Annotated in this window: 10 protein-coding genes; 5 read left to right on the forward strand and 5 right to left on the reverse strand. The window is 62.4% G+C overall.

From position 1 onward, the window contains the following. Positions 1 to 18: 18 nt before the first annotated feature. The 3 genes from ABH939_RS03020 to ABH939_RS03030 all read right to left on the reverse strand — a co-directional run bounded on the left by ABH939_RS03020 (position 19) and on the right by ABH939_RS03030 (position 3,706). Complete coding sequence (locus ABH939_RS03020) at positions 19 to 678, reverse strand: LppP/LprE family lipoprotein (protein WP_003940243.1); 660 nt, start codon at positions 676 to 678, stop codon at positions 19 to 21. 93 nt (positions 679 to 771) lie between these two features. Beyond that, positions 772 to 2,439 (reverse strand): amidohydrolase, encoded by a 1,668-nt coding sequence (locus ABH939_RS03025; RefSeq protein WP_404649302.1) that lies wholly within the window; start codon positions 2,437 to 2,439, stop codon positions 772 to 774. Between the two features lie 16 nt (positions 2,440 to 2,455). Next, complete coding sequence (locus ABH939_RS03030; RefSeq protein WP_064687623.1) at positions 2,456 to 3,706, reverse strand: MFS transporter; 1,251 nt, start codon at positions 3,704 to 3,706, stop codon at positions 2,456 to 2,458. A 216-nt stretch (positions 3,707 to 3,922) separates the two neighbouring features. Between ABH939_RS03030 and ABH939_RS03035 the strand changes: the two genes are divergently transcribed. Further along, entirely contained in the window at positions 3,923 to 4,552 is a 630-nt protein-coding gene (locus ABH939_RS03035) for a TMEM175 family protein (protein WP_007733613.1), read from the forward strand. Here the strand turns inward: ABH939_RS03035 and ABH939_RS03040 are convergent. Further along, positions 4,549 to 5,127 carry a CGNR zinc finger domain-containing protein gene (locus ABH939_RS03040; protein WP_054825525.1) on the reverse strand — a complete coding sequence of 193 codons (579 nt, stop codon included), beginning with the start codon at positions 5,125 to 5,127 and terminating at the stop codon, positions 4,549 to 4,551. The genes ABH939_RS03035 and ABH939_RS03040 overlap by 4 nt on opposite strands. Positions 5,128 to 5,235: 108 nt before the next feature. Between ABH939_RS03040 and ABH939_RS03045 the strand changes: the two genes are divergently transcribed. The 4 genes from ABH939_RS03045 (at position 5,236) to ABH939_RS03060 (ending at position 10,400) form a co-directional block, all read left to right on the forward strand. Next, positions 5,236 to 6,138, forward strand: a complete 903-nt coding sequence (locus ABH939_RS03045; protein ID WP_047271021.1) for an NAD(P)-dependent oxidoreductase — start codon at positions 5,236 to 5,238, stop codon at positions 6,136 to 6,138. Further along, entirely contained in the window at positions 6,135 to 7,334 is a 1,200-nt protein-coding gene (locus tag ABH939_RS03050) for an MFS transporter (protein WP_064687621.1), read from the forward strand. Before ABH939_RS03045 ends, ABH939_RS03050 begins: the two co-directional genes overlap by 4 nt. A gap of 12 nt (positions 7,335 to 7,346) precedes the next feature. Next, positions 7,347 to 7,862: a hypothetical protein gene (locus ABH939_RS03055; protein ID WP_037128543.1), complete on the forward strand. Its 516-nt coding sequence runs from the start codon at positions 7,347 to 7,349 to the stop codon at positions 7,860 to 7,862. A 114-nt stretch (positions 7,863 to 7,976) separates the two neighbouring features. Then, entirely contained in the window at positions 7,977 to 10,400 is a 2,424-nt protein-coding gene (locus tag ABH939_RS03060; protein ID WP_007733608.1) for an ATP-dependent Clp protease ATP-binding subunit, read from the forward strand. Positions 10,401 to 10,452: 52 nt separating this feature from the next. Here ABH939_RS03060 and ABH939_RS03065 read toward each other — a convergent pair whose 3' ends face one another. Beyond that, a complete protein-coding gene (locus ABH939_RS03065) occupies positions 10,453 to 12,318 on the reverse strand; it encodes an FAD/NAD(P)-binding protein (RefSeq protein WP_404649304.1) in 1,866 nt (621 codons plus the stop codon). Between the last annotated feature and the right edge of the window lie 66 nt (positions 12,319 to 12,384).

The following is a 12,384-nucleotide window of genomic DNA, read 5'->3' on the forward strand; positions in this document are numbered from 1 at the left end:
TCTCGGACCCAGGCAGGTTCAGGAGGGCGGGAACTGGCCGTCGGCAACCACGGCGCTGCCGTTCCACGTGAAGTTCACTATGTTCGGTCCGCCTTGGGGACAGCAGAATGCATCGTCGTCCAGCAGCCAACGGTATTGGACGGATACCGAATCCTTGTTGCTGTCGATGACGTGTGTGTACGAGTACGGCTCACTGGTAGCCGTGCCCAGGTATGTTCCGTCGTGGAAGAACAGGACGTGTGACTGGTAAGTCGCATCGCCGACGCCGTCGCCGTCCACCGAAACCCAGAGCAGGTCAGGACAATTCCCGATCTGTTCTTCGCTCGCGGATCTCGGTATCCAATTGCCCCCGTTGATGTCGGTGCCCAGCGTGCCGATGGCGTCGGTGACGAGCGAGGAGCCGACGTCGAGACAGGGACCCGAAGCGGGGATTGCTGTCGTAGTCGCCGTCGTGGATGCATTTGTGCGGGTGTTCGATTGTGGCGGGGGAGAGCTCGCTACCGTCGTCTCGGTTTCGTTTGCCGTCGATGTCGCCGACGCCGTTGAACTGGCTGCCGTGGAACTCGCCGCCGCTTCAGGTGTTCCTTCGGTCGACCCACAACCGGCGACCGTCAGGGCAGTGGCCGTCACCAGTGCAGCGGCTGCGACGGCGGCCGAAATCGGAGCTTTCCTGCGCATGCGTCCTCCAGAGTGTATGGGTTCACGTGTTCAAGTCCCTCCTTCGTTCTGTCGCCGGGCCGCATGCGTGCGTTATCGAACAACCGGTAACGATCAGCTATCGGACTCGGTGTTCCGTGCTTCGGTGCTCTTGGCCCCGGCCGCGTCGTATCGCACGGATCCAGCAACGACGGTCATCGCAATCTCTGTGGTCAGGAGAGAATCGACCCCTTCGGTGAACGGATCTTGTTTCAGTACGACAAAATCGGCTGCTTTACCCCGAACCAGCTGGCCGGTCACATCTTCCCACCGGCACGAGTAGGCAGCGTCGCGAGTTGCGTGAGCCAGCGCGTCCGCGAGGGGGAGTGCGTACTTCGGCAGGTTGGGTGCCAGTGACGGATCGATTGCGGATCGACGGGTGGTGGCGATGAACATGTTCGGCAGCGGCGGGTGGGGAGCGGTCGGAGCGTCCGAACCCAACGCCAGAACCGCTCCGGCCTCGGTGAATTCGGGCCAGGGGTACGCGCGATTGACCCGGTAGTCGCCGAGCATCGCCTGCCAGTTCTCCTGGATTGCAGGGTCAGCGTGAACCGGTTGCATCGAGGCGATGATTCCCAGGCGGGCAAGCCTTTCGACGTTGTCCCGGGTGATGGACTCCAAGTGTTCCATTCGGTGCCTGCGGGGAATGTCTCCGTTGGCGGCGATCGCGTACTCGAGTGCCGTCAATCCGATCTCCGACGCCTCGTCGCCGATCGCGTGCATCGCGATCTGCAGGCCTGCGGCGTCAGCGGCTGTCACGACGGGGATCAAGGACTCGAGATCCCAGATGGGCTCGGCGTTGGTGCCGTCCGAGTACGGCTCTTTCATTGCGGCAGTGCAGCTGTCGATCACACCGTCGATGATGATCTTGATTCCGGCGATACGGAGCCACGGACCTTGGACGCGCTCGTGGAGTTCGATCACGTCGTGAACTTGTCCGACGTTGTCGGCCTCGTTGTCCTCGCGGGTCATCAGCCAGTGAGCCGCGACACGCAGCGGCAGTGTTCCGTCTCCTGCGTCCAATGCTCTTTCCAGCGAGGCTAATTCGTCCGCGCCGAGTGCCATGTCGACCGCACCGGTCACGCCGTCCTCGAGATAGTGGCGGAAGGCGAGAGCGAGGGCGGCGTCCCGGTCTTCGTCGGATGCGAGCTCCGCCAGTTTCGGCCAGACGTAGAGCATCATGGCGGTCTCGTACAGCATTCCGGTGGCTTCTCCGGTGTCCGGATCCCGGCCGATACGACCGCCGATCGGATCGGGAGTGTCCGCGTCGATGCCGAGTTCTCGCAGTGCTGCAGTGTTCACCCAGACCGAATGTACGTCGTTGGCGTCGAGGTACACCGGGCGATCGGGTACGACGGCGTCGATCATCTCTCGCGTCGGGTGCCCTCCATCCAGCGCGGAGAACAACCAACTGCGACCCAGCAGTCGTGGTGCGTCCGGGTTCGATTCCGCGAATTGCTTGATGCTGGACTGAATGTCGGCGAGATCGGCGGCATCACGCAGATCCAACTTCTGCAGCGCGAATCCCATCATCACCAAATGCGTATGGGCGTCGACGAAACCGGGTAGCACGACGGCACCTTCGAGATCGATCACCTCGGCGTCTGGAGCCAGGATATCGGCATAGACGGTTTCGCCCACGAATCTGAGCTTGTGGTCCTCGACGACTATCGACTCGGCCCATCCGTCGTCGGCAGCCGTGAAGATCGTTCCGTTGCGGTAGTGAGTGATGCTGTCATTCATGACTTCTACGTGATCCTTACGCGATGACGGTAGTAGTGATGGCGGCGCTGTGGTGACGATACGCACCTTCGGTACGTGCGGAGAGTCGGGAAACCAAGGCGAACGGGCCCAGTAGAACGAAGCTGATCCCCGAGATGATGACTCCGAAGGTCGGATACCCGAGGCCGGCCGTCACCGAAGTTCCGAACAGCGGCGCGAACGCGGAGCCGATGAGGTAGGTGCCCAGTAGTGGCGCCGACCATCGGCCGGCCGCGTCGAGCGCGGCCGAGATGGCAACCAGGACGATGAACGTGGCCGCGTAGATCGTGTTCCAAGCGATGACCACTACCAAGTAGATCGTGGGATCGGTGGTGAGGCCGGCAGACAGCTTCAGAATTGCCCCGAGTATCAGTAGCACGGAGATCGATACTGTCCGACTGACCCGAGAACCCAACGCGGTCAAGGTAACAGCCGCGAGCACACCACCCGCCGTTGATGCGCTCAGTGCGAGACTCATTTGTTGATCCGAGAGCCCGGCGTGCTCGGAACCCATGATGCCGAGTACTGCCCACAACGAGTCCTCGCTGATCGCCCAGACTGCAAGCATCGCGAGAAATGCGGTTCCGGCAAAAGTGAGTCGTTTCGCGCTGACCCCGGCGGGGAGAGCTGTGGTCGTATTGGCGGACTTCGCCGTCTCCGGCGACTCTTTCACCGGGGACGACGGCAACCAGGTGACCGTTGCTGCGGTAGCCAGTGCCAGGACTGCGACGATGCCGAATGCGTTGGTCATGTGTGTGCCGAGGATGGGTATGAGAGCGAGGACGGCTGTGACGACGACACGGTTCACGAGGCCGCTGATGCTTGACGCCCGGTCCGGGTTCGTGAGCGCGGCCAGTGCCGCTCCGCCAACGGATGCGGATCCACCAGCGCCGATACCGCCGACGATGATCGCGGCGCATGCGATCGTCGTGGACGGTGCGATGGCCGCAACGCCGAATGCGGCTGCCATCGCGATCAGGCTGACGCGGCCGAGGAGATGGCGATGCCGGCCCGAGGCGATTCGGGTGGTGGCGAGGCAGGTGACGGCGCAGACCAGCAGCGATGCGGTCAGAACGGCACCGGCAGCGGATTCGGTGACACCAAGGTCCTCGACCATTGCCACGATCATCAGGGGGATGAGGTTCGCGGTGATGAACCCCATGACGCCGATACTGAAGACGGCAATACCGCGGTTGGCGGTGAGTGGAACCCGGTCGGACTGCGTATTCGTCGAAGCGTTGATCGGCACTAGGGCAACCCCATGTCCTGAAGGGGGTGGCTGAACCGACCCCTGGTGGCGTGATGCGAGTCACTTAATGAATGTGATTCGTTAAGTATGGGGATGGGCTCCGCCACGGTCAAGAGATCTAATGAATTTGATTCGTTAATTGTATGTTTCCGGATACGTGCTTCCGTAAAGTGGCGTCGCCGGTCTGTTTCCTGTTGTGAGGCTTATGCTTCCGCAATGGCTGAGATTGCGGAACGCACCCGCTACTTCGAGCGCTACGTCACTTTCATCGACGCGATTGTCGCCATTGCGATCACGCTGCTCGTACTGCCGCTGGTCGAACTCACCAGTGACCACCACGGCACCACGTCGGAACTGCTGCGCGATCACGCTGCGCAGTTCTACTCGTTCGCCCTGAGCTTTCTGGTGATCTTCCGGCTCTGGTGGTCGCAGCATCGGCTGCTTCGTTTTGTGGTCGACGCGGACAAGGTGGTCGTTCGCGGACTGGGGTTGTGGGTGATGACCATCGTGTTCCTGCCCTTCCCGACAGCGCTCGTTGCGGCGCCGTCGCAGGATCTCGGAACCAGGGCTCTCTACATCGGGACAATGGCAGCCAGTGCTGCGTGCCTGGCGGTGGTCGCGTGGGGTCTGGTTCGCAACCCGTCGTTGAGTGAAGAGAATGCGAAGCCGCATTTCACCGCTGAAATCGTCACTTTCCTGATCATGGTGGTGGCGCTGCTCGTCAGTGTGCTCGTTCCGGTGACGTCGTACTTCCCGCTGTTTCTTCTCCTGCTGTCGACGCCGATCGAGAAGCTGTGGAACCGAGTGGCGGCGAAATCGACTGGCGGCGAGCGTGAGATGAGCTAGTCGGCGCGAGCGGTCATCGCGGATTTCTTGGCTTTGTTTCCGCAGATGTTCATCGAGCACCAGCGTCGGTTGTTGCCGCGACTGGTGTCGACGTAGAGGCCGGTGCACCCGTCGCCCTGGCAGGCCTTGACGCGGTCCCGGTCGGCTCCACCGAGCACCGCGATCGCGTCGGCAGCCACTATCGACAAAGCGTCGCGGATCGGATTGTCTCCGGCTGATTTCCAGAGGGCCCGGCCACTCTCGAGGACGAGGTGGGCATCACCGAGCTCGGATGCGGTGTTGACGATCCCGACATCGGTGCGTGAGGCGCGGCGGTTCTCGCACACGGCGGTTCCGATGCGATGAATGGCCTCACGTAAATCCTGCGCGCCGCGGAGGTCGTCTTCTGTCGCGGTTGCGGGGGCGTCCATCAGATCGTTGGCGCGTAACCATAATTCGAGTCGCTGCGGGCTCGTGAGTCGTTCGAACCTCGAGCCGTTCCGATTGGTGAGGGTGGCGGTGAAGCGGAAGGCGAGCGTGTCGTTGTCGAGTCGAAACACGTCCCGAGCGGATTGATCAGCTCCTGCTTCGTTCACTTTCGTCCTCCTTCGTGGCGAACCATCTCAACCGGTTCGACAGCAACTGTACCCGTGTGAGAGTCTTGAACCGTCTTAGATGGTTCAGTACTTTCGAGAGGGAAATTCATGACTTCTGTTTCCGTGGTCGGCTTGGGCGCGATGGGTCGTCCCATCGCTCGAAATCTACTGGGCGCAGGCTTCGACGTGACGGTGTGGAATCGCAGCCCTGAAGCGGTAGCCGAACTGGTCGAGGAAGGGGCGAGCGGCGCGAAAACCGTTGCCGAGGCATTCCAGTCCGGTGTTGTGCTGTCGATGTTGGCAGATGATTCGGCCGTGTCTTCGGCCATTCTGGATCCCGCCGTCCTCGCATCCGTTCCGAGTGGAACCGTGCACGTCAACATGGCCACCGTCAGCGTCGACCTTGCCAAGCGCGCCGCCGCACTGCACGCCGAGTACGGTATCGGGTACATCGCGGCGCCGGTGTTCGGACGCGTTTCTGTTGCTCAGGCTGGTCAGTTGAACATCATCGCCGCCGGCGACAGTTCCCTCCTCGAGCGAGTGCAACCCTTTCTCGACGTCATCGGTGCTCGCACGTGGCCACAAGGTGAGCGTCCGGAGCAGGCCAACATCGTCAAGATCATCGGCAATTACCTCATCCTCGCCGCGATTCAATCCTTGGGCGAGGCAATCGCATTGGGGGAGAGGTCAGGTGTGGACGGAAGCCAACTCGTAGAACTGCTGACCTCGACGATCTTCCCGGGGCCGGTCTACTCCAGCTACGGAAACCTCGTCGCGACGCGTCAGTACGAGCCTGCAGGATTCACCACAGCTCTGGGCTTCAAGGATTTGAGGCTTGCGCTCGACGCCGCCGACAGCGTCGATCTGGATTTGCCGTTCGGTGGCGTACTTCGAGGCGTGCTCGCTCAGGCTCTGGCGAACGGTCAGGGCGAGATGGACTGGGCGTCTATTGCAGAACTGGTCCGTTCCGGCCAGTCGGGTGAAGGCAGTCCCGAAACACCGACGAGGTGAGCTCGAACTCGGACGGGACGGCGACTTCGGCACTGGCGGAGACCGATTCCGTCCGGACACTACCGCTGGCCGGGTTGTCGGCACTCGCAATGGCAGGCTTCATAGCGATCACAACCGAAACCATGCCGGCCGGACTACTGGTGCAGATCGGGTCAGGGTTGTCCGTATCGGTCTCCGGCGCAGGGCAATTGGTCACCGCATACGCATTGGGTTCCGTCGTCGGGGCGGTACCACTGATCGCATTGACCCGAGGATTGCGACGGCGTGCTGTCCTGGTGTCGGCGATTCTGGGGTTCGGTGTCTTCAATCTGGTGACAGCGCTTTCGTCGAATCTTGTTCTCACCTTGGGTGTTCGGTTTCTGGCCGGTATGGCGGCAGGTGTGGTGTGGGGGTTGCTTGCCGGGTACGCACGCAGGATGTCGCCCCCTCACCTGCAGGGGCGGGCCGTTGCGGTTGCCTCCGTCGGACAGCCGATCGCGTTGGCAATCGGCGTTCCGATGGGGGCGTGGCTCGGGACCCTGGCCGATTGGCGCGTCGTCTTCGCCGTGATGTCGGTTGCTGCGCTACTTCTGGTCGCGTGGATACTCACGGTGATGCCGGACTTTCCCGGGCAACAAGCGGATCGGCAGCTGCCGGTGCGGAAAGTCTTGGTCCTGCCTGGCGTACGACCGATTCTGTTTGTCGCGTTCTTGTGGATCCTCGCGCACAACATCGTGTACACGTATCTGGCGGCGTTTCTGGATCGCATCGGTTTCGGCGATCGGTTGGGAATCGTCTTGTTCGTGTTCGGACTTTTCGCCTTCGTGGGCATCGGTGTGGTCGGGGTGTTTGTCGACCGGGCCCTTCGAAGTCTCACCGTGCTGAGCTTGGTGGTCTTTGCCGCAGCTTTGACGGCGTTGGGCGTCGGCGGTGACAGCTTCGCAGTGATCGCACTCAGCGTTGCGGTATGGGGCGTGGCATTTGGAGGCGCTCCCACTCTCCTTCAGACGGCGCTCGCGGATACGACGGGCGACGCTGTGGACACGGCGCAATCGGTTTTCGTGACGATCTTCAATGCGGCGATCGCAGCGGGCGGCGTCGTGGGCGGGCTGATCTTGGCGGACAGGGGTGTGGGAGCGTTGCCGTTGGTTTCGCTGGTGCTGATCGTCGTCGGTGTTCTTGTGGCCAGTATCCGACAATTCGGACATAGCTTGTGATTCACTTCACGCATGCGGAAGTCATTGTTGGTGGTTGCTCTCGTTGCTACGTGGTTTGTCGCCGGAGCGATGCCCGCGGGGGCTGCGGATGCGAATTGGTCCGGTGATTACTCGCTCAAGCGTTTCGCCGCGACCAAGACGGGCACAAGTCTGGCCGCCAGCCAGTGGGAGCCGGATTTCTCCGATACATACACGTTCGAGACGGATTGCTCGAGCGGAGTCTGTATCGCCACAGTGGTCGGCGGTCCGGCTCCCGCCAATCCGACGTTGCCGCAGCCTGCTCGATACACCTGGGACGGAACCAGTTGGGTGCACCCCTATGACTGGGAGTGGGATTGCTACCAGGGGGAGGGCGTGCCCAAGGTGTGGGCACCGGCGCACTCCGAGGCGTATTACACACCTCAGCCCGATGGCAGTCTGAAAGGTTCGTGGCGTACCGACATCAAGAGTGGTCCCTGCGCGGGATCGGTGATCATGCGCGTCGAGGCGTACCCGGTCGGTCGGTCTACCGGATCTTTCGGTAGTTGAGAACGATCGGCGACTGGATGGTGTTGAAACAAATCTGAGGCCGCGGGAATTGATCGAGCCCCATGCACGTTAATTGAGTCAGTAACGCTCAACTTTCTGCAAGGAGGCTTCGGAATGCCAGCATTCTTCGGGCCCGAGGGTCCCGGTCGCATCGATATTTCCCGGCTCATGAGCAGGGCCACCCAGCAACTCATGGCTGACGCTGCACGTGTAGCGGCTGCTCGCGGTGATTCGGATCTCGATGCACTGCACGTTCTCCGCGTCATGGCGGAGCAGGATCCGGTCCGCACGCTCATGCAGCGCGCCGGAGCCGACCCGAAATCCGTGGTCGACGCCGTCGACCTGCGGCTGCCACAAGGCCGTGAGCAGGGGGCCTACTCTGCTCCTGCGCTCAGCAGTGCCGTGAAAACCGCTCTACTCGAGGCTCATCAACTGGCCCGAGCCCTGGGATCGACGTACATCGACCCCGAACATCTCTTCATCGCCCTGGCCGGTGACCCCGATCATGTTCCGGGTCGTCTGCTCGCTTCGGCCGGCATCACGCCGGAGAAGCTGCAGGCAGCGGTTCAGAATCCCGCAGCCGGTCCAGTCGAAGACGAGTCCACCACACCGACGCTCGACAAGTACGGCATCGATCTCACCGATCGCGCCCGCAACGGCGGCGTCGATCCGGTGATCGGCCGCGCCGACGAGATCGAACAGACCATCGAGATCCTCTCCCGCCGCACCAAGAACAACCCGGTCCTGGTGGGTGAGGCCGGCGTCGGCAAGACTGCCATCGTCGAAGGTCTCGCCCAGCGCATCGTCGACGGGGATGTCCCGGAATCGTTGGTGGGCAAGAAGATCGTCCAGCTCGAACTCTCGAGCATGGTCTCGGGTACCCGTTACCGCGGTGACTTCGAGGAACGGCTGACCAAGGTGATCGACGAGATCACCGCACACAAGGACGAGCTGATCGTCTTCATCGACGAGATGCACACCATCGCCGGTGCCGGGGGCGGCGCAGACGGTGCGATGGACGCCGGAAACATCCTCAAGCCCAAGCTCGCTCGCGGTGAACTGCACATCGTCGGCGCCACCACGCTCGACGAATACCGCAAGAACATCGAGAAGGATCCCGCGCTCGAGCGGCGCTTCCAGCCCGTACAGGTCGGAGAGCCGTCGATCGAGGACGCAATCGCGATCTTGAGCGGACTGCGCAGTCGGTACGAGGATCACCACAAGGTGCACTACACCGACGAGGCGATCACCGCTGCGGTGGAGCTGTCGGCACGTTACATCGGCGACAGGTTCTTGCCGGACAAGGCAATCGACCTGATCGACCAGGCCGGCGCCAGGCTTCGCTTGAAGACGGCCACGGTAGACACCGCTGCGCTGCAGCAGCGTCTCGAGCAGCTCGAGAGCGACAAGGAAAAAGCCGTCGCCGACGAGTTGTATGAGAAGGCGTCGACCCTGCGTGACGAGATCAACGGCGTCGCAAAGCGTCTCGAGAAGGCAGGATCCTCGGTTCCTTCCGAGGAAACGCCGGACGTGACCGCTGAACAAATCGCCGAAGTTGTCGCTCGCGCAACGGGTATTCCGGCAAGCCAGATGACTCAGGCAGAGAAAGATCGCCTGCGCCGTCTGGAAGAGGAACTGCACGGTCGTGTCATCGGGCAAGATGACGCCGTTCGCGCAATCGCGCGTGCCGTGCGTCGTAGCCGTACCGGTATGAGCGATCCGGATCGTCCCGTCGGTAGCTTCCTGTTCCTCGGACCCACTGGCGTCGGCAAGACGGAGCTCGCAAAAGCTCTGGCTGCCACACTCTTCGGAGACGAGAACAAGATGCTGCGCTTCGACATGAGTGAGTTCGGTGAGAGGCACACGGTCAGCCGATTGGTCGGTGCTCCTCCCGGATACGTCGGCTACGGCGAGGCCGGACAGCTCACGGAACAGGTGCGTCGTAACCCGTACTCGGTGATCCTGCTCGACGAGATCGAGAAGGCACACCCGGACGTGTTCAACACCTTGCTCCAGGTGCTCGACGACGGGCGTCTGACCGACGGTCAGGGTCGGACGGTGGACTTCAAGAACACCGTCGTGATCATGACCAGCAACCTCGGCTCGGACATCATCTCGAGCAAGTCCGGTGGACTCGGCTTCACCACAGGCGATGCAGAGTCGGCGGAGAAGCCACTGCGCGACCGCGTGATGGCCAGGTTGCGCGAATCGATGCGGCCGGAGTTCCTCAACCGTATCGACGAGATCGTGATCTTCCGCAAGCTCGACACCGAGCAACTGCACCGGATTACTGATCTGCTGCTCGACGACAGCCGGAAGCGGCTGCAGTCCAAGGGCATCGAGATCGAGTTCACTGCCGACGCAGTGGACTGGATTGCCGAGCACGGGCATCAACCCGAGTTCGGGGCTCGCCCGTTGCGTCGTTCGATTCAGCGTGTGGTCGACGACAAGATCGCCGACATGCTGCTCGACGATCTCCTCGAAGAGGGCGGCAGTATCACCGTCGCGGTTGACGAGGGTGAGTTGGTGTTCAGCTAGGAGGGGCACAGCCCCCGTGAGCGGTTAGGGAGTCCCAGGACTCCCTAACCGCTCACAGGCGCGCAGCGCCCAAAATCTCCGCCGCCAGGGCGTCGTTGTGCCGGAAAAACCCCGCATTGGTACGGGGACGAGGGAAAGCCGCCGACCAGTTGTGGCCTGCAACCCACGGCCCGGCCGCGAAGCGGCGAGGATGAGCTGTGTTGTTCCGGTCGAGAATTCGTGACGTACCGTCGACGGCGAGCTTCGCCGAACTGTCCACGGTCGCACGAAGTTCGACTGCCTCGCCCCGACCGTGAAGCGTCCGCAGGAGCAAGTCACCGCTCGCGCTGATGGAAGCAACCGGCAAGCGTGCTTCGACGAGGGTGTTCGCGGCCACGATGTCGGTGTGCGACGCACTGCGCGCGACAAAGATCCCAGCCCCCGTTGCCGGGTCGATCTCGGTGGAGAACACCGAATCCGGCCCGAGGAACTGGACGATGCCCGCCTCGTTGAGGGCGATCAACTGTTCCAGTCGCTCGGGTGGCGGACCACTGGCGATGAAGCTGAAGAACGAATGAAGCCAACCCTCGACGTCCTTGGCGACGGATTCGGCCGGGATTCTGCCGCGCCGCAACAATTCTCCGACGGTCATGTACGTCGACAGCAGCGCTGAGAAGACAGCCGCGTCGGCGCTGAAATACGGGTCCGACCTCCGCGCGACATCTGCCGAGATGTATTCGGTGATCCGGGATTGGACCTCGGCAAGCCCGTCGTAGCGCTCACCGCCGAGTGGGCGGTTCAGCCGCTCGAGATCGATACGGTCTTCCGGCTTCGGGACTGCGTTCTCGACCAGTTCATGCAATCGAGGCGATCCCCAGGCCAGCGAGGCGAATTCGGCGTCGAACTCCTCCCAGGTGCCCACTGTCCGATCCGGGTGAGATGCGAACAGCTCGTGATAGTGGGCGCCTGCCAGTTCTTTCGACGCCAAGGGCCAGATGTCGTTTCGGAAATCCAACGGTCCGTCGCCGGGAACGAGATCAGCGGTGAAGAACCGCGGTAGCGGTGGCCGTGCGTCAGCGATCGAGTACGAAATCTTGGAGTGATACGGCACTCCGCGACGAGATCCGGCATACAACAGGGGTTCCCGACCCGAGGGAGCGTAAGTGAGGATGCCGTCTTCACCGCGTTCGAAGATGCCGCCACGGCTCTCGGCGAGGAGAACCATCCAGTCGATGAAAGCCAGCCCGAGTCCGGCGATCAGAACCGGTTCGCCTTCGGGAATGACATCGGCGTCGAGGTCGGCAGTGTAGCCCGGACCCACATACGTCAACCCGTGATCGGACGCGAAGCTGGTCAGCGCGGTTTCACGTGGGGCAGGCAACGCATCGGGGTGCCCTTGTGCGAGAAGGACGGTCGTCGCGTCGATGACAGCTCCGTCGTCCAGATGAACCGTCTGTGTCTCGCTGACGTTCACGATGTCGACCACGGATCGTCGATGAACTCGAACGTCGACGTGCGCTGGCGCGGAGTCGACTGCAGTCTCGAACACCCAGTTCAGGTATCGGCTCTGCAGTGACCTCGATGCAAACGACGACGGGGTGATCGTCGGAACTTCTGCTGCGATTTCTGGGAATTCGGCAAGCTCGGCCGAGCGCTCGGCGACCCATTCCGCGAGGGTCGGACCCGGCAGCACCGGGCCGGTCACGGCGGTGGTCTCGTCGGTGAACATCGTGACGTCCGCGGTTGTCGAATTCATCCACAGAAGCGGCGCCTGGCTGCCTCGCCAAATACGGCCGGCGCCTGCCGGATACGGGTCGACAACGTGAATGTCGATCGGTGTGGGATCGGCGTTCACCGATTCGTGAGCGAGGATCCGCTCGAGTACGCCGGTCCCGCGGGGTCCACCGCCCACGATCACGATGACAGCTGCTGTCGCCACTGAGGTACGGGGTCGATCGCCTGGCACGAGTCCTCCATCGGACCTGGCAGAAAGCACCCGCACCTC

The sequence above is a fragment of the Rhodococcus sp. 27YEA6 genome, from assembly GCF_044908235.1.
Lineage (GTDB): Bacteria > Actinomycetota > Actinomycetes > Mycobacteriales > Mycobacteriaceae > Rhodococcus_F > Rhodococcus_F qingshengii.

Excerpts from the sequence above, each read along its gene's own strand:
- ABH939_RS03025 (WP_404649302.1), bottom strand. The coding sequence starts at position 2,439 with ATGAATGACAGCATCACTCACTACCGCAACGGAACGATCTTCACGGCT.
- ABH939_RS03045 (WP_047271021.1), top strand. The coding sequence starts at position 5,236 with ATGACTTCTGTTTCCGTGGTCGGCTTGGGCGCGATGGGTCGTCCCATC.
- ABH939_RS03055 (WP_037128543.1), top strand. The coding sequence starts at position 7,347 with ATGCGGAAGTCATTGTTGGTGGTTGCTCTCGTTGCTACGTGGTTTGTC.
- ABH939_RS03020 (WP_003940243.1), bottom strand. The coding sequence starts at position 678 with ATGCGCAGGAAAGCTCCGATTTCGGCCGCCGTCGCAGCCGCTGCACTG.
- ABH939_RS03060 (WP_007733608.1), top strand. The coding sequence starts at position 7,977 with ATGCCAGCATTCTTCGGGCCCGAGGGTCCCGGTCGCATCGATATTTCC.
- ABH939_RS03035 (WP_007733613.1), top strand. The coding sequence starts at position 3,923 with ATGGCTGAGATTGCGGAACGCACCCGCTACTTCGAGCGCTACGTCACT.